Origin of the sequence: Mesorhizobium sp. 113-3-9 (assembly GCF_016756515.1) — a bacterium.
Lineage (GTDB): Bacteria > Pseudomonadota > Alphaproteobacteria > Rhizobiales > Rhizobiaceae > Mesorhizobium.
On sequence record NZ_AP023246.1, the window covers coordinates 5,003,851 to 5,022,394 of the forward strand.

The following is an 18,544-nucleotide window of genomic DNA, read 5'->3' on the forward strand; positions in this document are numbered from 1 at the left end:
AGGAGCTTGCGTGCAGTCGTTCATCGACCAAAGCGTTTGTTTCATCGAGAACCATCAGGCGTGGGCCGGTCTCGTGGTCGGGCTGCTGGCTTTTGGCGAGTCGCTGGTGCTGGTCGGCATCCTGTTGCCCGGCACCACGGTGCTCATCATCGTCGGCGGCTTGGTCGGGGCCGGTATCGTCCAGCCTTTGCCCGTCCTCCTGGCGGCGATGATCGGGGCGGCGCTCGGCGATACCATCTCCTATTTCCTCGGCAGATGGCTGGGGCGCGGCGTCGTCCATAAATGGCCGCTCAATCGCTACCGCCGCGAGGTCGCCAGGGCGCGGCTGTTCTTCCATCGTTATGGTTTTGCGGCGGTTTTCATCGGCCGCTTCTTCGGCCCGGTCCGCGCCACAGTGCCGCTGGTCGCGGGCATGATGGGCATGCACCGGCGCCGCTTCCAGATCGCCAACATCCTGTCGGCGATCATCTGGGCTCCGGTCGTACTGTCGCCGGGATGGCTGGTGGCCAAGGGCGCCGGCAACATCCCCGAGCTCGATGCGACCAGCCTTTTCGGGTTGGCGGCGATCGGCGTGGTTGTCTTGATCATCATGGCGGTGATTGCCCTCAAGCTCCGAAGCAGGCGATCCGCCCGAGCCTAGCCACGCTTCCTGAACACGCCGATCATCGGCCCCAGATTCCAGTAGTCGTCGTTGCGTCCGATGGCAGGCGCGAACAGGCTCGAAATCGTGCCGTCGAGAAACAGCGCATTGTCGCAGCCGAGCGCATCGCGAAACAGGCGGGCGAATGCATGGAAATTCACCGTGCCGTTCGAAATGGCAAAGACCGCGACACCATCCTTGCGCACCCCGACGCCATCGCGGGTCTTGCGCGAGGTGCCGTCGGACTGGAACTTCGGATGCAACTGGCCGTCGATCACCAGCATCGGTCCCGATTGCGTCGCATAGTCGGTGGACGGCCGCTTGCGGACGAAATCCCAGGTCGCCCGAACCGCGGCCTTGCCGCCGCTGATGTAGAAGATGCCATTCGGCTGCAGCGAGAAATTGCCGCTTCCCGATCCTGTCTTCACACCAGCCATTTCCTGGCCACGCTCGACATAGAGGCCCACCGGCCTGAGGTCTGGGTGGTACATGCCGGCGTTGATGGCAAACAGCATGGTGCGGCCGGCCGCGCGCTGGGCGTTGTCGAGATTGTGCAGCGATTGGAAGGGCTTGCCAGCCGGATCCTTCCAGAACAGTTCGATCGAATACAGCTTCGGATCGACCTCGCAAATGAGGTAGCTGGTCGCCTCGAAGGTAAGGTCGCGGCACGGTGGCAGCGACACGAACCATTGGCTGAATGTCATCGTCGTGGCGACTGCCTGCGGCAGCGCCGCCTTGACCAGCCCCAGAAGCAGGGGCGCCGAATTGAGAAGTGTCAGAAAGTCCATGCGCCTGCGGATGCCAGCTTCAATCAGCTTTCGTGGTTATCACCACTTGCTGGCACCATGGAAGTCCGGCACGAAAAGATCGGGCCGAGGTTCATGCCCGGGCGCAGCGGAGCCGACCAGACTATTTGACGGCGCTGACCAGCTGTTCGTCGCCGCCAAGAATGGAGACCCAGTGCCCTGTGTTGTCGCTCGCCTGCCGCTTCAGGTAGCGATAGCTCGTCTGGTTCCAGAGGCGGACCTTGTCGGTCAGATTGTCGAGGATGAAGTCGCCCTTGTCGGTGCGCACCGTCAGCACGGCGTGGCCTTCGCCATCCGGCTTGCGAACCACCGTCATCAAAAGATTGGCTATGGCAATGCCCATGCCGTTGAGCTCGCGCCGCTTTTCCAGCGCGTAGTCCTCGCAGTCGCCGAAGCCGTTGTCCGGATAGGCCCACCACTCGTCCTTGCCGTAATTGTCCATGTCGCTCATCGGTTTGACGCGCGTGTTGACAGAGAAATTGACGGCCGAGATATCGTGCAGCAGCTTGCTGGTCATATGTTCCGGCACGCTGTTAGGCGAGCGGATCGAGCATTCGTCGAGATGGATCTTGCAAAAATCATAGTGGCCAATCGGCTGCGAAGTCGATCCGCCGACAACCATGGAAGCAGGCGCGGCATAGGCCGAACCCGCCGCCGCACAGAAAACGGTCAGGGCAAACGCCAGCCCCAGCCCCTTCGCCTTGCGGCGCCAACCCATCGAGGATGCCATGCGGCCCCACCCATCTGTTTTGTTAACAGAACGTTAAGGGCTGTTATATTCCGAAGTCAATGAACCTGGCCGATCACATCTTTGCGGATCGATGCATGCATCCAGGTGGTTGCCCGCGCGCAACACCGTGACTGGCTAAGCCAACCATCCCATCGCCACGCTCAGCAGCAGGACGACGCCGAGCAGGCCGCGATAGATGACGAAGGGCCAGGCGGAGAAGCGCTCCAGCACGCGCATCAGACCCCATATGGCGAAGAAGGCGGAAATCGAGGCGACGACCAGTCCAGTCGCAAGAACCGACCAGCCATGGGCGTCGAGGTGAACCTTGTGCAGTTCCCACAACTCCTTGAGGCCGGCAAGCGCGATCGCCGGCAGGCCAAGCAGGAATGAGAAACGCGCCGCCTCGGCCCGCTTGAAGCCGAGCCCGAGCGCCGCGGTCAAGGTCGAGCCCGAGCGCGAGACGCCGGGGATCAGTGCGCCGACCTGGGCGACGCCGACAAGCAGCGCATCGGTGAGCGACGCTTCGCCGATGGTGCGCTTGTGGCGGGCGAAAATCTCGGCAAGCGCCAAAAGGATCGCCATGGCGATGCAAGACCAGCCGATCACGCTCAGGCTGCGCAGCGGAGAATTGCAGGCGTTGAGAATGCCCGACAGCGCGACGCCCGCGATAATGATCGGGATCGTCGCCAGCACGATCCAGGAAGCCAGCCTGAAATTCCGGTCGGCGAAATCGCGCCGCGTGAGCGCGTCGAGCGAGCCGAACAGGAGGTCCCTGACATCGCCCCAGAAATAGCTGATCACGGCGGCAAGAGCGGCAAGCTGCATGGCGGCGGAGAAGGCGGAACCCGGATCCTGCCAGCCGAGCACCGCCGGCACGATGCGCATATGGGCGGTCGACGAAATCGGCAGCAATTCGGTGATGCCCTGCACCAGGCCGAGGAAGGCGACCTTGGCAAATCCCAGGCCGACGAAGCCGGTGTCAACGCCCTGGGTGCAGATGTCAGCCATATCGAGCCTTTCCGTCGGATAATCGTAAGGGCAATCCCCGCCTCGCAATAGACTCGCGACGCCCGAAAGCCAATTTACGGATTTGTAAGGCGTCTTTCCGGTTGACAAGCCGCGCGCGAATATTATTATTCACTAATCTTACACTGTAAGTCTGGCGATGGAGGAGAGCATGCAGACCGCCCTGTCAGAATTGCAACTCCCACCCGAAACGCATCCGCCGGTCATCGCGATCGAGGATGTCTCGCGCGACCTCAGCCGTGTTCTCGAGCGCGCCGAAGTGCAGGCCTGGGTCGACCTCTACGCCGCCGCGCCGGCCGATTTCGCCGCGCGGCAAGAACTTTCGCTAGCGAGACAAGGCGACCTTGCCTGGACCACCTGTGCGACGATCCCGTTCATCCATTTCAACTGCGTGAAGAATTTTGGCGTCGACAGCGCGGCCACCGAAGGCCAGCTCGACGCGCTGCTGGCGCACTACCGCGCCGCCGGGATTTCGCGGCCCTGGTTCCATGTCAATCCGCACAGTGAACCATCACGCCTCAGATGCTGGCTCGAGGCGCGCGGCCTGCAACGCCAGGGCGGCTGGGAGCGGATTTATCGCGGGGCGGAACCCCTGCCATCCGAGCCGCTCTTCTCGGCTGACGGCGTTTCAATCGAACGCGTAACGACGGCAACGGCAAGCGACTGGGCCGCTTTCATCGACAGAAGCTATCGGCTGCCCACCTCGCCCTGGCTGCTGGCTCTGGTCGGCCGGCCGGGCTGGCATCACTACATGGCGAAGCGAGATGGCGCGGTGGCGGCGGTGCGTTCGCTGTTCATCGGCGCCGACGGTGCTGCCTGGAGCGGCATCGACGCGCCGGTGCCCGGTATAATGACGCCGAGCTTCGACCTGGACGCCGTGCTTGGAGAAGCGCTGGTGCGCGACGGCATTGCGGCTGGCGCGAAATTGTTTGTCGCCGACATCGAGGCGCCGCACGAGGAGCGCGACGGACCGGCCTATCGCAACTATGCCCGCGTCGGCTTCAGGATCGCCTATTTCCGCAGCCATTACAGCTATTTGCCAGCTAGCTCGAACTGACCGCGCTAATTGCGCAGCCATTGCTGGAAACAGCTCTTGACCACCATATGCGCCGGTGGAATGACCGGCTGGTCCGCGGGTGCGTCATCAACCGCCCGGCTGCGGGCCCGTTCGAGCAGCATGCGTACCTGTTCGGGGCGGACACGGTCGCGCTCCATTACAAGCAGGACCATCGGATCGCTCAAAAGCTCGTCCAGGGTGCTGATGCTGTCGTTCATCCGTCGTCTCCTCGAATGCCGGCCCGCGCAGCATAGATAGGACGACAAAGATGGCTCGCCAATGACGCTTTGCCGGCTATCGCGTGTCGATTTGGATTAATTTTTTGTCATGGTCGGGCCCGCTTCCGCTGTTGAAGGCGGAACGAAAGAGCTAGGCCGGCGGAGCGCCCTCATGTTGCGGCAGGTCGTCGTCGAGCAGCACCCAAGGCTGCTTCGAGGCGGTGAAAATATGCATCTGCGGCCGGAACAGCGAAGGGTCGTCGAGCGAGCCCGTGGTGACGCCGATGATGCCGGCCGAGTCGCGCCGCGAAAACATTGTCGTGCCGCAGCCCGGGCAAAAACCGCGCTTGAGATCTGGCGAGGTGTTGACTGTTGCCAGTGGTCCCTCGATCGTCACATCATCGATGCGAAACAGTACGCGCGCGTTGAAGGCGGCGCCAATCGCCTTCTGGCAAAGCCGGCAATGGCAGATGCGCTCGTTGATGGGAGCCGCCTCGGTGCTGTAACGCACCGCTCCGCACAGGCACCCGCCTTCATACCTTGTCATGGCCTTGATCCAAAATGGAGAGAATAGGCGTCAAGGTTAGTCGTCCGGCCGATAGGGTCAATTGAAATGCTTTGATACGATGCCATCGATAACCGTGATGCGAGGCTCATCATGACCCAAGATATCGAAACCATCGGCATTGCGGATCTGTTCGGGCCACCCTCGCCCGCCCGTGACCGCACCGACGGCCACATCATGGCCGCGGCCTCTGGAATAGGCTTCATGGCGGTCCGGGATTTTCCCGGCGACGCCTGGCTGACACCGGACAGAAGAGCGCAATTGCTACGCATCTTCGCCCTTCCCGACACCGAGAAGCAGAAATTGCTGCGCTGGAATTTCGACAGCACCAGGAAGAACTTTTATCGCGGCTGGTTCCCACTCCAGCCTGCAGCGGTATCCTACAAGGAAGGCATCGACATGGGACCGGATATTGCCGATGCGGCGCGCGTCTCGGCTGCCGACGATCCGCTGTGCGAGCCGACACCCTTGCCGGCCGAAGGCACCGTGCCCGGCTGGCGCACGGCCGCGGCGGATTATTATCGCGCGATGGAGACAGTTGGCAACGCGCTGATGCGGTCGATAGCGCGCGGGCTTGGTCTGCCGGAAACGATCTTCGATCCGTATTTCGAGCACGGCATCTCGACGTTGCGCCTGATCCGCTATCCCTTGCGCGACGCCACTGCCGGCATCGACACCAGCGGCCCGGAGTTCTCGGTGGTCCACAAGGGGGAGTTACGCACCATCATCGGCCGCGAACATGCAGATTCCGGTTTCGTCACCTTGCTGGCCCAGGATGGCGTCGAAGGCTTGCAGGCAAAGAACCGCACCGGCGAATGGATCGACGTGCCGCCGGCCAACGGCACGCTGGCGGTCAATTTCGGCCAGTTGCTGGAACGCTGGACCGGCGGTCGCGTGCGGGCGACGCGGCATCGGGTGATCGCGCCGAAGACAACTCGGTTTTCGATCCCGTTTTTCTATGAACCGGGTGTTAACGCCGAGATCGCCCCCTTGCCACTAAGCGGCGCCGAGCCCTTCGAGCCATTTCTTTATGGCGACTATCTCTGGGAGTCGGCGACGAATTTCGTCGAGATGCGCGGCATCAAGAATCTCAGGCAGCCGCGCCGCGCCAAGGCTTCCTGAGCCGGGCGCGGCAGTCGTCAAGGCGGTCCGATTTCAAAGCGTCTTGGCAATATCTTCGAGCTGGTCGGTGCACTGGCCCCAGCCTGCGTGAAAACCCATCTGCTCGTGCTGTTCGCGGTCTGCGACACTCCAGTGCTGGACGCGCGCTATGTAGCGGGTCCGGCCCTCGCCTTCGTCCTCGAAGGTCAGCACGCCGGTCATGAACGGCTTTTCGGATGGCTGCCAAGCCTTTGTATAGGCATCGGTAAAGACGATCTTCTTGCCCGGGATGACTTCCAGGAAGACCCCGGGGTTCGGGAATTCATTGCCGTCCGGACCGGCCATGACGACAAGGCTCGATCCGCCGGTGCGGACATCCATCTCGGCGCGCGGCGTCGTCCAAGGTTTCGGGGCGAACCACTGCGTCACCAGTTTCGGGTCGGTCCAGCAACGATAGACGTTCTCGCGCGGCGCATCGATGATGCGGGCGACAACCAGTTCGCGGTCGTTGGCGGGGGGCGATGTCGAGCTTGGTGGTCACGGTGGTCTCCTCGGGTTTGATCTGACTTCCGCCCCAAGGACGAGCCGACAGACCGCAACCCGACATGGCCGGCGAAAAAAGATCGGAGATTGCGTGCCGGGAGAACGGCGAACCAGGCGCGCATCAGTGGCGCTTGGCTTGCACCAGATAGGCGTCGATCTCGGTCTCGCCGAGCCACTTGGCCGCTTCCAGCCGGTGCAGGCCTTCAACGAGGATATGGCGCTTGCCGTCGTGGCGGACCTGGATCGGCGTCTTCATGCCGTTCTCCAATATGTCCTCGGCGAGATGGCGAACGGTCTCGGGGTGTAATGTCTTCTTGCGCGCGGTCGGCACGTAGATGTCGTCGACCTTGACCTTTTGCACTCTGAGCATGCCTGTCCCCGTGGCGGAAACGCCGCCGTCCCCTGAGATAGTCGGTTTGGTTCGGAGGGCCAAGGGCACGGCTAACGAATGTCGGTCCCAAGGCCACTCCCGGTCCGAAGGCCATCGACCAGGTCCGCCGGTTTGCCTGTCGCCGCGCGTTTCGATATGGCGTCTCGCGATCCCCAACGATGGCCACGGAGCAATCCCCATGAGCAAGTCCCTCGTCACCTTTGTCGGTGTTGCTCATCCCTGGATGTGCGACGTGATGGGACACGTGAATGTGCGGCACTACGCGGCGATGTTCGATGATGCCAGCTTCCAGCTTCTTGGCCACATCGCCGGACAGGACAGCAGCCAGGCCTCGGCAACGGGATGGGCCGATGTGCGCACTGAAATCGACTACCGGCATGAGACAAAAGCCGGCTCACTTCTCACCATCCGCTCGCATGTGGTGAAGATCGGCCGCACCTCCGTCACCTTCGAACAGGTCATGTCGGGATCGCTCGACGGCGTCGTCCATGCATCGAGCCGGACCACCAGCGTACACTTCGACCTTGCCGCGCGTGCCTCGGTGGCGCTGGACGAAGCGATGCGCGGCCGCGCGGTGGCCTTCCTCGTCGAATAGGCCTGCGTCGATCAGCCGTTGTAGATGCGCTCGTCCAGCGGCGTCTCGGTGATCAGAGCCTGCAGACCCGACAGCAGCGCCTTCTCGGCACGATTCGTCGCCTTGTCGGGATTGGTGAGCAGGAAGATGTCGATGGCCGGCGGCGCGTCGTAGGGCGGCAGCCGCCACAGCGTGCCATCGGCCACGTCGCGTCGCGCCACGTGCAGCGGCAGCGGACCGATGCCGAGCCCGGCGACGATCATGCGCCTGACTTCCTCCAGGCTCGAGGAGACACCGACGACATCGGCGTTCAGCCGGGCTTCGCTGCGCAACAGGGCGACCGGCCGCAGCGCGTCCGAAATATGGTCGGTCTGGAAGGATACAGAGGGCTCGCCGCGCAGATCGGCAAGCTTCAGCCCGGCCTTTCCGTAAAGCCTGTGCTGCGGGCCGCAGAAGAAGCCGAAGAACTCGCGATAGACCATCGCGTAGTCCAACGCCGGGTCGCGCTGGCTGACCAGGCAGATGCCGAAGGAGGCGCGCCGCTCCCGCACCTGCTTGGCCACTTCCGTGCTCGCCGCGACCGAAATGGTGATGCTGGCACGCGGATAGTTGCGGTGAAATTCCGCCAGCGCCCGGTCGAACAGCGGCGAGACGACATGGCTGGCCGTGGCAATCATGACATGGCCGGTGACATCGTCGCTGATGCCCCGCATCAAGAGCGGCAGCTGCGATATCGAGCCGAACACCTCGACGCTCTGCTCGTAGATCAGCCGCCCGACCTCCGTGAGTTCGAAGCGCGTCGCGTCGCGGTCGACCAGCCGCCGGCCAACCCGATCCTCCAGCCGCCGCAAGGCATTGCTGACGCTGGGTTGCTTGAGGTTGAGGCGCTCGGCGGCGCGGGTGATGCTCTTGACTTCCGCGATGACGACGAACGTACGCAGAAGGTTCCAGTCGAGATCCCAGACCAGACGTTCGGGGCGAGGCAAGGCCATTCCTGATATCTATGCTCCCTATTCCCATTATCTATTTGCGCAATGCTGATGCAAAGGCAATCATTGACATCAGGAGAGCGCCCCAACGCCTCCCAAGAACAAGCCTTCGCGCTCCATCCAGAGGACAGGAATTCAGATGAACAGGGTATTTTCCGGCATTGCGGTTGCCGCGCTGCTGCTTGCATCGGCCTTCACGACTGTTTCGGCAAGGGCCGACGACCTCGAGAAGATCAAGGCGGCGGGCGAATTGAAGATTTCCATGAGCGGGCAGTATCCGCCCTTCAACTTCGTCAATGACCAGAACGAGGTCGTCGGCTTCGACGCCGATATCGGCAAGGCCATCGCTGAGCGCATCGGCGTCAAGGGCACCATCATCACCACGGCCTGGGACGGTATCATCGCCGGCCTGCTCGCCAACAAATACGACACTGTCGTCGGCTCGATGACGATCACGCCCGAGCGAGAGAAAGTGGTCGATTTCGTCGGCCCCTACTACCATGCCGGCCGCGCGGTTTTCGTGAGCCAGGATTCCAAGGTGCAGAGCCTCGATGACCTCAAGGGCAAGACCCTTGGCGTGACGCTCGGCGAAACGCATGAGAAATGGGCGCGCGAACAGGGCGGCTGGGATATCCGCACCTATAAGGGCCTGCCGGAGCTGCTGCTCGAACTGAAGGCCGGCCGCGTCGACGCCATCGTCGTCGACAACATTCCGGTCATGGTGGCCGTCAAGGAAACCGGCGAAAAGGTCCGCAAGCTCGACACGCCCAACATCGAGGGCGGCAGCGTCGCCATCGGCATCGCCATCCGCAAGGACAATCCCGAACTCAAGGCCGCCATGCAGAAGGCGCTGGACGGGATGTTGGCCGACGGCACCTACGAGAAGATCTCAAAGCAGTGGGTCGGCAGCGACATCCGCTAATCCTTGCCGGCTCCAGGCGGTGAAAACCACCTGGGGCCGATCGCCACTCCAGCCGAGTCATTCCATGGATTTCGCCTTGATGAGCCGTGTCTTCCCGTTCTTTGCGGAAGCCGCGCTGGTGACACTGGAACTGACAGCGCTGGCCTTGGTTCTGGGGCTGGCAGCGGCGGCGTTGGCCGCAGCCGCCAGAATGTCGAGGTCGGCGATCGCGCGCGCCATCGGTACGGCCTATGTCAGCCTGTTTCGCGGCACGCCCTGCCTGATACAGCTCTTCGTGCTCTATTTCGGCGGTCCGCAGATCGGCATCAATTTGGATCCGTTCACGGCCGGGGTCGTCGGGCTTGGCCTCAACATCGGCGCCTATATGGCGGAATCGATCCGTGGCGCGTTAACAGCGGTCGACCGCGGTCAGACGGAAGCTGCCCGCACGATCGGCTTCAGCCGCTTCCAGACCTTGCGCAAGGTCGTGCTGCCGCAGGCCGCCCGGCTGATGATCCGCCCACTCGGCGTCAACACGGTCGCGCTGTTGAAGGGTTCGGCACTGGTCTCCACCATCTCTGTCGTGGAACTGACCTATACCGCCCAGCGCTTCATCGGCTCGACCTACAAGCCGTTCGAGATCTTCGGCGTCGCCGCCCTGCTCTACATGGTCATGGTCTACGCCGTCGCCCGCATCGTCGACATGCTCGACAAGCGCTTCGCCATCGTCTGAGGGGCCACGATGCAAGGTTTGGATTTCACCGTCGTCGCCCCCTACTGGGACCTCTTGCTGACGGGTGCCTGGTGGACCGCGCTGCTTACGGTCTCGGCCGGAGCGCTCAGCTTCATCTTCGGCATCCTGTTCGCGGTCATCGTGCTCTATGCGCCAGCGATCCTCGCCTACCCCGTTCGCGCCTTCATGTGGCTGTTCATGGGCACGCCACTGCTGCTGCAGCTTTTCCTGATCTATTTCGGCCTTGTGCAGATCGGCATCGACATCCCCGCGCTGGCCGCCGGCATAATCGGGCTTGGCCTGCATTTCGCCGTCTACAATGCCGATGTCATCCGTGCCGGCATCGTGGCGGTCGATCCCGGCCAGACGGAAGGCGCGCGCAGCATCGGCTTCGGCAAGTGGCAGGCGCTGCGCTACGTCGTGATACCGCAAGCCATCCGCAACACGGCACCGCCGATCGGAAGCAATTTGATCGCACTGTTGAAAGAGTCCTCCATCGTCTCGGTCATCGGCATCGCCGAGCTTGTCCATTCAGCACAACTGGCGATCAGCGAAACCTTCCGCCCGTTCGAGTTCTACATCACGGCCGCCGCGCTCTATTACATCTTGAACCTAGTGCTCGAGGCGGCCTTGCATCGGTTTGAAAGACATGTGGAGGTTTCCCGATGAGCACGCGGCGGCCAATGGTCGAGGTCCGCGGCGCGCGCAAATCGTTCGGCGCGGTCGAGGTCCTCAAAGGCATCGACCTGTCAGTGGATCGGGGGCAGATCGTCGCGATTATCGGACCGAGCGGTTCCGGCAAGAGCACGCTGCTGCGCTCCATCAACCATCTTGAGACCCTGAACGGCGGCGAGGTGTGGCTGGACGGCGTGCAGGTCAACCAGAGACTGCACGGCCAGGCCTTCGAGCGGCACATCAACAAGGTGCGCCAGCACATGGGCATGGTGTTCCAGCACTTCAACCTGTTCCCGCACCTGACCGTGATCGAGAACATCACCATGGGACCGGTGATCCTGAAGGGCATGGCAAAAGACGAAGCCCGGGCCTTGGCGCATGGCCTCCTGTCCAAGGTCGGGCTGGCCGACAAGATCGACGCCTATCCGTCGCGGCTTTCGGGCGGCCAGAAGCAGCGCGTGGCGATTGCGCGTGCGCTGGCCATGCAGCCCAAGGTGATGCTGTTCGACGAGGCGACCTCGGCCCTCGACCCGGAATTGGTCGACGAGGTCAACGCGGTGATGAAACAGCTTGCCGCCGAACACATGACCATGCTCATCGTAACGCACGAGATGCGCTTTGCCGGCGAGGTGGCCGACAAAGTGCTGTTCATGGACGGCGGCGTGGTGGTCGAGGAAGGCCCGCCGGGCGAGATTTTCCGCGCGCCTCAGAAGGAGCGCACCCGCACCTTCCTCAAGAAATATCTTTCCGCCTGAGTATCACGATGACCAGATTGCCCACGGAATTTCCCGATTTTGGACTGACGCCGGAGCAGCGTCGCCACGCGGTGCGCGGCCATTACTACGAGTGGCCGGGCATGGATGGCGAGCGTGGCGAAATCTGGTGTTACAGCGACCACTTCTCCTATCGTGCCGGCGAAACGGTAACGCTGCATGTCAGTTCCACGGCTCCCTCCTTCGGCATTACGATCGTCCGCGACGGCGGCAGCGAGACAAAGGTGTTCGACAAGTCGGGAATCGCGGCGCGCTGGCAGGACAGTCCGGACCAGTGCTCGGCAGAAGGCTGTGGCTGGGAAGCATCCTTCGAATTTCGTGTCGACGGCAACTGGCCGTCCGGCGCCTATCGGATAACGTTGAGTGCCGAGGGCCGAGACGGCAAGCCGATCCGCAGCCACCATCTCTTCATTGTCTCTCCCCAGGCCGGCAAGAAGCCCGGCCGTGTGCTGCAAGTGGCGGCGACGGGCACCTGGCTCGCCTACAACACCTGGGGCGGCTCCAACCACTATCAGGGCATCACCGGGCCGGATCGCGACCAGTATTCTCCCATCGTGTCGACGCAGCGGCCCTGGTGCCGTGGCTTCGTCGTGCTGCCGAAGGATGCGCCGCGCGTGCCGCTGGAGGTCGCCGTGCCGCCGAAGACGGTGCCGCGTTACCCCCATATGGAATGGGCGCTTGCCACTGGCCATTCGAAGAAATACGCCTCGTCGGGCTGGGCAAGCTACGACAGCCACTTCTTCCGCTTCGCCGAACGGGCCGGCTATGAGGTCGACCTCGCCAGCCAGCACGATCTGCATTTCTCGCCCGATATTCTCGACGGCTATGACTGCGCCGTCTTCGTTGGCCATGACGAGTACTGGACCTGGGAAATGCGCGATGCGGTCGACAGCTACGTCGAACGCGGCGGCCATGCGGCGCGCTTTGCCGGTAATTTCATGTGGCAGACACGGCTGGAGGACGAAGGCCGCCGACAGGTCTGCTACAAATACCGCGCCCGCGCCGAAGACCCGGCCTATCGCGGCGGCGACGTCACCCGCGCCACCAATTCCTGGGAAGCGCCGGAAATCGGCCGGCCGGGTTCGGCAACCTTCGGGCTCGACGCGACACGCGGCCTCTACGCCGGCTGGGGTGGCTGCGCGCCGCGCGGCGTGCGCGGCTTTCCGGTTTACCGGCCCGAACACTGGGCGTTTGCCGGCACCGGCATCTATTATGGCGACCTGCTCGGCGCCGACAGCCATGTCTATGGCTACGAGGTCGACGGGCTCGATTTCGAGATCCGCGGCGGCCTGCCCTACCCTACCGCGACCAGCGGCGCGCCTGATGGATTACAGGTTCTCGCCGTGGGCATGGCGTCCCAGGTCGAGGAGAGCGCCGATATCCCGATCGAGGACCAGTTCCTCACCGACGAGGATGGCCGTTTCAGCGCCGAGACGCTGTTTGGCGACAGGAGCGACGCCAATCTCGAAAAAGTCAAACGTGGCAACGGCATGATCGTCAACTTCCCGCGTGGCAAGGGCGAGGTCTTTCATGCCGGAAGCTGCGAATGGGTCGCCGGCCTGCTAAGACAAGACCCGATGGTCGAACGCGTCACCCAGAATGTCCTTGATCGCTACCTTGGAAAGTCCTGACATGTCGAACACCCAGACCGCCGCCCAAGCAACCGAGGCGCGCCGAGAATCGCATCTGTTCTACCTCTCCAGCCTGCGCCGGCCGCTCATCGACCGCGCCGAGGGCATCTACATGTGGACGCAGGACGGCCGCCGTTTCATCGACGGTTCGAGCGGGCCGATGGTCGCCAATATCGGCCATTCCAACCGCAACGTTCTGGACGCCATGAAGCGGCAGATGGACCGTGCCACCTTCGCCTATCGCCTGCACTTCGAGAACGAGCCGGCGGAGGAACTGGCGCGCGAGCTCGCGGGCAAACTGCCGGAAGGCATGGACCGCATCTTCTTCGTCTCGGGCGGCTCGGAAGCGACGGAATCCTGCATCAAGCTGGCGAGGCAATGGGCGGTCGCCACCGGCCAGGCCAGCCGCTGGAAGGTGATCACGCGTTTTCCCTCCTATCATGGCGGCACTCTGGGTTCGCTCTCGATCACCGGCGACGATGCGCTGGCCGAAACCTTTGAGCCGATGATGCGGGTGATGCCAACCGTGCCCGCGCCGACCGCCTGGCGCGACCGCGACAATCTTTCGATGGAGCAGCGCGGCGTCCGCTATGCCGACATGCTGGAGGACAAGATCCTCGCCGAAGGCCCGGAGAGTGTCGTCGCCTTCATCATGGAGCCGATTGGCGGCGCCGCCACTGCCGCTCTTGTGGCGCCCGACAGCTATTACGCACGCATCCGCGAGATCTGCGACCGCTACGGCATCCTGCTCATCCATGACGAAGTGATGAGCGGCGCCGGCCGCACCGGCAAATTCCTCGGCGGCGATCACTGGAACTGCAAGCCCGACATCGTCGCGCTGTCGAAGGGGCTGGGCTCCGGCTACGCGCCGCTCGGCGCGCTGGCGGCTCCGATGCGGCTGGTGCAGCCACTGCTCGCTTCGGGCGGGTTCCAGCATGGCCACACCTATGCAGGCAATCCGTTGGCCTGCGCCGCCGGTCTCGCCGTGCTCGGCGAAATGGACCGCCTCGACCTGATCGCCAATGCCGCTGCCATGGGCGATGTGCTGATGGACGGGCTGAAGGGGCTGGCGAAGCGCTTTCCGTTCATTGCCGACGTGCGCGGCAAGGGCCTGCTGACCGGAGCCGAGATGGTTGCCGATCCGGAGACATTGCGACCGATCGACCAAGGCAAGAAGGCCACGCAGCGCCTGCTCGACCTCGCCTACGAGCGCGGCCTGATCATCTATGGCCGCAAGGTCAAGGGTGGCGTCGACGGCGACAATTTCATGGTCGCGCCGCCGATGATCGTCACCAGCGAACAGGTCGGCGAGATCGTCTCCATCATCGGCGATTCCCTGGAGGTCCTGGCTTCCGAGCTCGACCTGCCGGTCGAAGGCCGGGGGTAAGGAAATGGCGCCGCGAAAAGTCATCATCACCTGCGCCGTCACCGGCTCGGTGCACACGCCGTCAATGTCGCCCTATCTGCCGGTGACGCCGGACCAGATCGCGGCCGACGCGATCGCGGCAGCGGAAGCCGGCGCCTCGATCCTGCATCTGCATGCCCGCGACCCCAAGGACGGACGGCCGACGGCCGATCCGGGCGTGTTCATGCAGTTCCTGCCGCGCATCAAGCAGGCAACCGACGCGGTGATCAATATCACCACCGGCGGCTCCTCGTTGATGACACTCGACCAGCGGCTGGAGGCCCCGCTCCGAGCCGAGCCCGAAATGTGCTCGCTCAACATGGGCTCGATGAATTTCGCGCTGTTCCCGATGCTCGACAAGCCACGGGAGTGGCAGCATGAGTGGGAGCCAAAGCTGCTCGAAGCCACCCGCGACACCATCTTCAAGAACACCTTCGCCGACATGGAGGGCGTGCTTGAGAGGCTGGGCAAGGGCTGCGGCACGCGCTTCGAATTCGAGTGCTACGATGTCGGCCACCTCTATTCGCTGGCGCATTTCCGCGATCGGGGTCTGGTGTCGGGGCCGCTTTTCATCCAGTTCGTGCTGGGTATTCTGGGCGGCATCGGCGCCGACCCGGACAATCTCATCCATATGAAGCGGATCGCCGACAAACTGTTCGGCGACAGCTACCAGTTCTCCGTGCTGGCCGCAGGCCGCAACCAGATGCCGCTGATTTCGATCGCCGCGGCAATGGGGGGCAATGTCCGTGTCGGGCTGGAAGACAGTCTCTATGATGGCCGCCAATTGGCGAAATCCAATGCCGACCAGGTGCGCCGTATCCGTGGCATTCTCGACGGGCTGTCGCTGGAGGTTGCCACGCCAGCCGAGGCGCGCGACATGCTGGCGCTCAAGGGCGGCGACCGGGTGGCGTTTTGAGGCAAGACCGTGACCAATCCAACCCTCGGTGACGTCCTGATCCGCCCCGGACGGATCGAAGACGCCGAAACGATCCACGCCGCGCTTCTCAAACTCGGCACCCATATCGGCGCGCATCAGGAGATCACGTCCACATCAGATGATCTCCGCCGCTACGGCTTTGGCGAAAAGCCCGCCTTCTCGACCCTGATTGCCGAGATTGGCGGCGAGTTCGCCGGCCTCTGCCTGCATTTCCCGATCTTCTCGACCTGGATGGGGCGGCCCGGCGTCTATGTGCAGGACCTCTATGTCGAGGACCGCTTTCGCGGCCGCAAGATCGGCGAACGGCTGCTGCGGCGCGTAGCCGCGGAATGCCGGAAAGAAGGCGGCGTCTATCTCAGGCTGTCGGTCGACACCGATAATGAAGGTGCCAAGGCCTTCTACGAGAAGCTTGGCATCGCCTGGTCGAGTTACGAACAAACGCAGAAGATCGTCGGCGAAGCCTTCTTTGCCTTCGCCGACACGCCGGAAAATGGGGAGCAGGAATGAAGGCTTTTTATGCCGAGGAGCAGAAGCGGCACGACCCCAAGGCCTTTCTTTCCAGCGGCGCGCCGCAGCCAAACCCGGAAAAACCCGAGCGCGTCGAAAGATTGTTAGCCGGCGCAAAATCCGCCGGCTGCACGATCAAGCGACCGCGCAATCATGGGCTCGGTCCGGTTGCCTCCGTGCATACGCCCGAATATCTCGACTTCCTCGAACACATTTTCGAGCGCTGGCAACGCATCGACGGCGCGTCCGCCGAAGTGATCCCCAACATCCACCCGATCGCACGTAACGGCTCCTATCCGGCCTCGGCGGTTGGCCAGGCCGGCTACCATATGGCCGACACAGCCTGTCCGATCTCGGGCGAGACGTGGCAAAGCGCATTGTGGAGCGCCTGGAGCGCGGTCGAAGCCGCTGAAACGGTAATTGCTGGCGCGCCGGCGGCCTATGCGCTGTGCCGCCCGCCCGGCCACCACGCCTTTGCCGATGTCGCCGGGGGCTTCTGCTTCATCAACAATTCGGCGGTCGCGGCGCAGGTGCTGCGCAAGCAGGCAGCACGCGTGGCGATCCTCGATGTCGACCTGCACCACGGCAACGGCACGCAAGGCATCTTCTATGCGCGGCCCGACGTGCTCACAGTCTCGCTGCACGCCGATCCGGTGCGCTTCTATCCATTCTTCTGGGGACACGCCGACGAGCGCGGCGAAGGCGCGGGCCTCGGCTACAATTTCAACCTGCCGCTGCCGCGCAAATCCGCCGACGCGGCGTTTCTGGAGGCGCTGGCGGTGGCCTTCCAGCGCATCCGCGCCTTTTCACCGGATGCGCTGGTCGTGGCGCTCGGCCTCGACGCCTTCGAGGGCGATCCGTTCGGCGGGCTTTCGGTGACGACGCCCGGCTTCTCACGCATTGGCGAAGCGATCGCAAAGCTTGGCCTGCCGACGGTCATCGTCCAGGAAGGCGGCTATCTCTGCGACGCGCTTGGCGACAATCTCACCGCCTTCCTCACCGGCTTCGGCGGCAAGGCGCGGTGACGGTTCAAGCTTGCGTCAGGAACGCTGCTGCCTGAGCATGGCGATGACCCGATGCACGCTCTCCAGCGTCTCGTCGATCTCAGCCGCCGTGTTGTAGTGGGCGATACCGATGCGCACGACGCCCTGCTCGGCTGGAATGCCGAGTTGGTGGACGATCTCCCAGGCGTAGTTGTGGCCTGACCACAGGAAGATGTTCTCGGCATTCATCTGCCGCACGATCGTCTCCGGCACGATACCGTCGACGGTGAACGAGACCGTCGGCACGCGATCGCCGAGCCGCTTCGGATCGGTGATGCCATGGATTGTCAGGCCTGGAATGTCGGACAGGCCATCGATCAGTCTTTGCGCCAGCGGGTTTTCATAGGCGATGGACACTTCGAACGCCTTGACGATCTTTTGCCTGCGCGAGCCAGTCTCGCCCGCCGCCTCGCCCAGCCCTGCAAAATGATCGACCGCCGCCGTGAGACCGGCCATCAGCTCGATCTGCGGCGTGCCAAGCTCGAATCGCTCCGGCAGGCCATTGGACGAACAGCGGCATTTATAGGGTTTCAGGCCTTCGATGACGTCACGCCGGCCCCACAATATGCCCATATGCGGGCCGAAGAATTTGTAGGCCGAGCAGATCAAGAAATCGCAGCCGAGGTCCTGCACGTCGATCAAGCCGTGCGGCGCGAACTGCACGGCGTCGACATAGACCAGCGCGCCGGCCTGTTTTGCGATGGCAGTCAACGACCTGACCCGGTTGATCGAGCCGGTCAGGTTGCTGGCGTAGTTCAATGCGACCAGCCGTGTCTTGTCGGAGAGCAGACCAGCCAGGGTCGCCTCTTCGACCTGCCAGCTCTGTTCATCGAATGGCAGCCAGCGCACGACGAGGCCAAGGTCCTCGGCCAGTTGCAGCCAGGGCGAGACATTGCCTTCGTGATCCATGCGAGTGAGGATGATCTCGTCGCCGGGCTTCAGCGAGCGGCCGAGCGTGCGCGACATATGATAGGTCAGCGTCGTCATGTTGGCGCCGATAATGATTTCATCGGGGCTCGCGGCACCAAGGAAATCGGCCATAGCCTGATGCGCCTCGTCGACCACGGCCTGGGCGGCGACCGTCGTTTCGAAGTAGCCGCCGAGATTGGCATTGGTCGTGAGCAGGCAGCGCGATACCGCATCGGCGACGGCCTGGGGCACCTGCGTGCCGGCCGGGTTGTCGAGATAGATGCGGCGGCGTCCCTTGTCGCTCAGGGAAAGAGCAGGGAATTTTCCACGCACGGCCTCTATCGGAAAGTCCACCATCGTCTCCACCCCCTTTTGTTATTCCTCGATAAT

General features: G+C 63.2%; 22 protein-coding genes. 13 read left to right on the forward strand and 9 right to left on the reverse strand.

Annotated elements, in window-relative coordinates:
* Nucleotides 1-10: 10 nt before the first annotated feature.
* Nucleotides 11-640, forward strand: a complete 630-nt coding sequence (locus tag MesoLj_RS24525; protein WP_140767783.1) for a DedA family protein — start codon at nt 11-13, stop codon at nt 638-640.
* Here MesoLj_RS24525 and MesoLj_RS24530 read toward each other — a convergent pair.
* The 3 genes from MesoLj_RS24530 to MesoLj_RS24540 all read right to left on the reverse strand — a co-directional run bounded on the left by MesoLj_RS24530 (nt 637) and on the right by MesoLj_RS24540 (nt 3,184).
* Nucleotides 637-1,428, reverse strand: a complete 792-nt coding sequence (locus MesoLj_RS24530) for a phosphodiester glycosidase family protein (RefSeq protein ID WP_202322863.1) — start codon at nt 1,426-1,428, stop codon at nt 637-639. The two genes, MesoLj_RS24525 and MesoLj_RS24530, sit on opposite strands and share 4 nt — an antisense overlap.
* A gap of 121 nt (nt 1,429-1,549) precedes the next feature.
* A complete protein-coding gene (locus tag MesoLj_RS24535) occupies nt 1,550-2,176 on the reverse strand; it encodes a transglutaminase-like cysteine peptidase (protein WP_202322864.1) in 627 nt (208 codons plus the stop codon).
* Nucleotides 2,177-2,311: 135 nt separating this feature from the next.
* Nucleotides 2,312-3,184: an undecaprenyl-diphosphate phosphatase gene (locus tag MesoLj_RS24540; RefSeq protein ID WP_140767786.1), complete on the reverse strand. Its 873-nt coding sequence runs from the start codon at nt 3,182-3,184 to the stop codon at nt 2,312-2,314.
* A gap of 169 nt (nt 3,185-3,353) precedes the next feature.
* On the opposite strand from MesoLj_RS24540, the gene MesoLj_RS24545 reads away from it, so the two are divergent.
* The gene (locus MesoLj_RS24545; protein WP_202322865.1) at nt 3,354-4,259 is read left to right on the forward strand and encodes a hypothetical protein; all 906 of its coding nucleotides are present in this window, start codon (nt 3,354-3,356) and stop codon (nt 4,257-4,259) included.
* 5 nt (nt 4,260-4,264) lie between these two features.
* On the opposite strand, the gene MesoLj_RS24550 is transcribed toward MesoLj_RS24545, so the two are convergent.
* On the reverse strand, nt 4,265-4,477 hold the full coding sequence (locus MesoLj_RS24550; protein ID WP_202322866.1) for a hypothetical protein: 213 nt from the start codon (nt 4,475-4,477) through the stop codon (nt 4,265-4,267).
* Between the two features lie 151 nt (nt 4,478-4,628).
* A complete protein-coding gene (locus MesoLj_RS24555; RefSeq protein ID WP_140767789.1) occupies nt 4,629-5,024 on the reverse strand; it encodes a GFA family protein in 396 nt (131 codons plus the stop codon).
* 111 nt (nt 5,025-5,135) lie between these two features.
* On the opposite strand from MesoLj_RS24555, the gene MesoLj_RS24560 reads away from it, so the two are divergent.
* Nucleotides 5,136-6,164: an isopenicillin N synthase family dioxygenase gene (locus MesoLj_RS24560; protein ID WP_202322867.1), complete on the forward strand. Its 1,029-nt coding sequence runs from the start codon at nt 5,136-5,138 to the stop codon at nt 6,162-6,164.
* A gap of 33 nt (nt 6,165-6,197) precedes the next feature.
* Here the strand turns inward: MesoLj_RS24560 and MesoLj_RS24565 are convergent, their stop codons facing one another.
* On the reverse strand, nt 6,198-6,572 hold the full coding sequence (locus MesoLj_RS24565) for an SRPBCC family protein (RefSeq protein WP_342215784.1): 375 nt from the start codon (nt 6,570-6,572) through the stop codon (nt 6,198-6,200).
* A 235-nt stretch (nt 6,573-6,807) separates the two neighbouring features.
* Nucleotides 6,808-7,056 carry a ParB N-terminal domain-containing protein gene (locus tag MesoLj_RS24570; RefSeq protein ID WP_008875526.1) on the reverse strand — a complete coding sequence of 83 codons (249 nt, stop codon included), beginning with the start codon at nt 7,054-7,056 and terminating at the stop codon, nt 6,808-6,810.
* A gap of 199 nt (nt 7,057-7,255) precedes the next feature.
* Here MesoLj_RS24570 and MesoLj_RS24575 point away from each other — a divergent pair, with 199 nt between their 5' ends.
* Nucleotides 7,256-7,672: an acyl-CoA thioesterase gene (locus tag MesoLj_RS24575; RefSeq protein ID WP_202322868.1), complete on the forward strand. Its 417-nt coding sequence runs from the start codon at nt 7,256-7,258 to the stop codon at nt 7,670-7,672.
* Nucleotides 7,673-7,683: 11 nt separating this feature from the next.
* Here MesoLj_RS24575 and MesoLj_RS24580 read toward each other — a convergent pair whose 3' ends face one another.
* Nucleotides 7,684-8,643: a LysR family transcriptional regulator gene (locus tag MesoLj_RS24580; RefSeq protein ID WP_202322869.1), complete on the reverse strand. Its 960-nt coding sequence runs from the start codon at nt 8,641-8,643 to the stop codon at nt 7,684-7,686.
* Nucleotides 8,644-8,779: 136 nt separating this feature from the next.
* Between MesoLj_RS24580 and MesoLj_RS24585 the strand changes: the two genes are divergently transcribed.
* From MesoLj_RS24585 to MesoLj_RS24625, 9 genes are all read left to right on the forward strand, one after another.
* A complete protein-coding gene (locus MesoLj_RS24585) occupies nt 8,780-9,562 on the forward strand; it encodes an ABC transporter substrate-binding protein (protein ID WP_140767794.1) in 783 nt (260 codons plus the stop codon).
* Between the two features lie 64 nt (nt 9,563-9,626).
* On the forward strand, nt 9,627-10,274 hold the full coding sequence (locus tag MesoLj_RS24590) for an amino acid ABC transporter permease (protein WP_202322870.1): 648 nt from the start codon (nt 9,627-9,629) through the stop codon (nt 10,272-10,274).
* Nucleotides 10,275-10,283: 9 nt separating this feature from the next.
* Complete coding sequence (locus MesoLj_RS24595; RefSeq protein ID WP_140767796.1) at nt 10,284-10,943, forward strand: amino acid ABC transporter permease; 660 nt, start codon at nt 10,284-10,286, stop codon at nt 10,941-10,943.
* Nucleotides 10,940-11,704: an amino acid ABC transporter ATP-binding protein gene (locus MesoLj_RS24600; RefSeq protein WP_274609133.1), complete on the forward strand. Its 765-nt coding sequence runs from the start codon at nt 10,940-10,942 to the stop codon at nt 11,702-11,704. Before MesoLj_RS24595 ends, MesoLj_RS24600 begins: the two co-directional genes overlap by 4 nt.
* Nucleotides 11,705-11,712: 8 nt before the next feature.
* Nucleotides 11,713-13,353 (forward strand): N,N-dimethylformamidase beta subunit family domain-containing protein, encoded by a 1,641-nt coding sequence (locus MesoLj_RS24605; protein WP_202322871.1) that lies wholly within the window; start codon nt 11,713-11,715, stop codon nt 13,351-13,353.
* 1 nt (nt 13,354) lies between these two features.
* On the forward strand, nt 13,355-14,740 hold the full coding sequence (locus tag MesoLj_RS24610; RefSeq protein ID WP_202322872.1) for an aminotransferase family protein: 1,386 nt from the start codon (nt 13,355-13,357) through the stop codon (nt 14,738-14,740).
* 4 nt (nt 14,741-14,744) lie between these two features.
* Complete coding sequence (locus MesoLj_RS24615; RefSeq protein WP_140767800.1) at nt 14,745-15,674, forward strand: 3-keto-5-aminohexanoate cleavage protein; 930 nt, start codon at nt 14,745-14,747, stop codon at nt 15,672-15,674.
* Between the two features lie 9 nt (nt 15,675-15,683).
* Nucleotides 15,684-16,202, forward strand: coding sequence for a GNAT family N-acetyltransferase (locus tag MesoLj_RS24620; RefSeq protein WP_202322873.1), 519 nt, complete (start codon nt 15,684-15,686; stop codon nt 16,200-16,202).
* Nucleotides 16,199-17,227 (forward strand): histone deacetylase family protein, encoded by a 1,029-nt coding sequence (locus MesoLj_RS24625; protein ID WP_202322874.1) that lies wholly within the window; start codon nt 16,199-16,201, stop codon nt 17,225-17,227. Before MesoLj_RS24620 ends, MesoLj_RS24625 begins: the two co-directional genes overlap by 4 nt.
* Nucleotides 17,228-17,242: 15 nt before the next feature.
* On the opposite strand, the gene MesoLj_RS24630 is transcribed toward MesoLj_RS24625, so the two are convergent.
* Nucleotides 17,243-18,511, reverse strand: a complete 1,269-nt coding sequence (locus MesoLj_RS24630; RefSeq protein ID WP_202322875.1) for a cysteine desulfurase-like protein — start codon at nt 18,509-18,511, stop codon at nt 17,243-17,245.
* Nucleotides 18,512-18,544 lie beyond the last annotated feature (33 nt).

Coding starts and splice junctions, on each gene's coding strand:
- MesoLj_RS24530 (WP_202322863.1), bottom strand. CDS start 1,428: ATGGACTTTCTGACACTTCTCAATTCGGCGCCCCTGCTTCTGGGGCTG.
- MesoLj_RS24535 (WP_202322864.1), bottom strand. CDS start 2,176: ATGGCATCCTCGATGGGTTGGCGCCGCAAGGCGAAGGGGCTGGGGCTG.
- MesoLj_RS24540 (WP_140767786.1), bottom strand. CDS start 3,184: ATGGCTGACATCTGCACCCAGGGCGTTGACACCGGCTTCGTCGGCCTG.
- MesoLj_RS24545 (WP_202322865.1), top strand. CDS start 3,354: ATGCAGACCGCCCTGTCAGAATTGCAACTCCCACCCGAAACGCATCCG.
- MesoLj_RS24550 (WP_202322866.1), bottom strand. CDS start 4,477: ATGAACGACAGCATCAGCACCCTGGACGAGCTTTTGAGCGATCCGATG.
- MesoLj_RS24555 (WP_140767789.1), bottom strand. CDS start 5,024: ATGACAAGGTATGAAGGCGGGTGCCTGTGCGGAGCGGTGCGTTACAGC.
- MesoLj_RS24560 (WP_202322867.1), top strand. CDS start 5,136: ATGACCCAAGATATCGAAACCATCGGCATTGCGGATCTGTTCGGGCCA.
- MesoLj_RS24570 (WP_008875526.1), bottom strand. CDS start 7,056: ATGCTCAGAGTGCAAAAGGTCAAGGTCGACGACATCTACGTGCCGACC.
- MesoLj_RS24575 (WP_202322868.1), top strand. CDS start 7,256: ATGAGCAAGTCCCTCGTCACCTTTGTCGGTGTTGCTCATCCCTGGATG.
- MesoLj_RS24580 (WP_202322869.1), bottom strand. CDS start 8,643: ATGGCCTTGCCTCGCCCCGAACGTCTGGTCTGGGATCTCGACTGGAAC.
- MesoLj_RS24585 (WP_140767794.1), top strand. CDS start 8,780: ATGAACAGGGTATTTTCCGGCATTGCGGTTGCCGCGCTGCTGCTTGCA.
- MesoLj_RS24590 (WP_202322870.1), top strand. CDS start 9,627: ATGGATTTCGCCTTGATGAGCCGTGTCTTCCCGTTCTTTGCGGAAGCC.
- MesoLj_RS24595 (WP_140767796.1), top strand. CDS start 10,284: ATGCAAGGTTTGGATTTCACCGTCGTCGCCCCCTACTGGGACCTCTTG.
- MesoLj_RS24600 (WP_274609133.1), top strand. CDS start 10,940: ATGAGCACGCGGCGGCCAATGGTCGAGGTCCGCGGCGCGCGCAAATCG.
- MesoLj_RS24605 (WP_202322871.1), top strand. CDS start 11,713: ATGACCAGATTGCCCACGGAATTTCCCGATTTTGGACTGACGCCGGAG.
- MesoLj_RS24610 (WP_202322872.1), top strand. CDS start 13,355: ATGTCGAACACCCAGACCGCCGCCCAAGCAACCGAGGCGCGCCGAGAA.
- MesoLj_RS24615 (WP_140767800.1), top strand. CDS start 14,745: ATGGCGCCGCGAAAAGTCATCATCACCTGCGCCGTCACCGGCTCGGTG.
- MesoLj_RS24625 (WP_202322874.1), top strand. CDS start 16,199: ATGAAGGCTTTTTATGCCGAGGAGCAGAAGCGGCACGACCCCAAGGCC.
- MesoLj_RS24630 (WP_202322875.1), bottom strand. CDS start 18,511: ATGGTGGACTTTCCGATAGAGGCCGTGCGTGGAAAATTCCCTGCTCTT.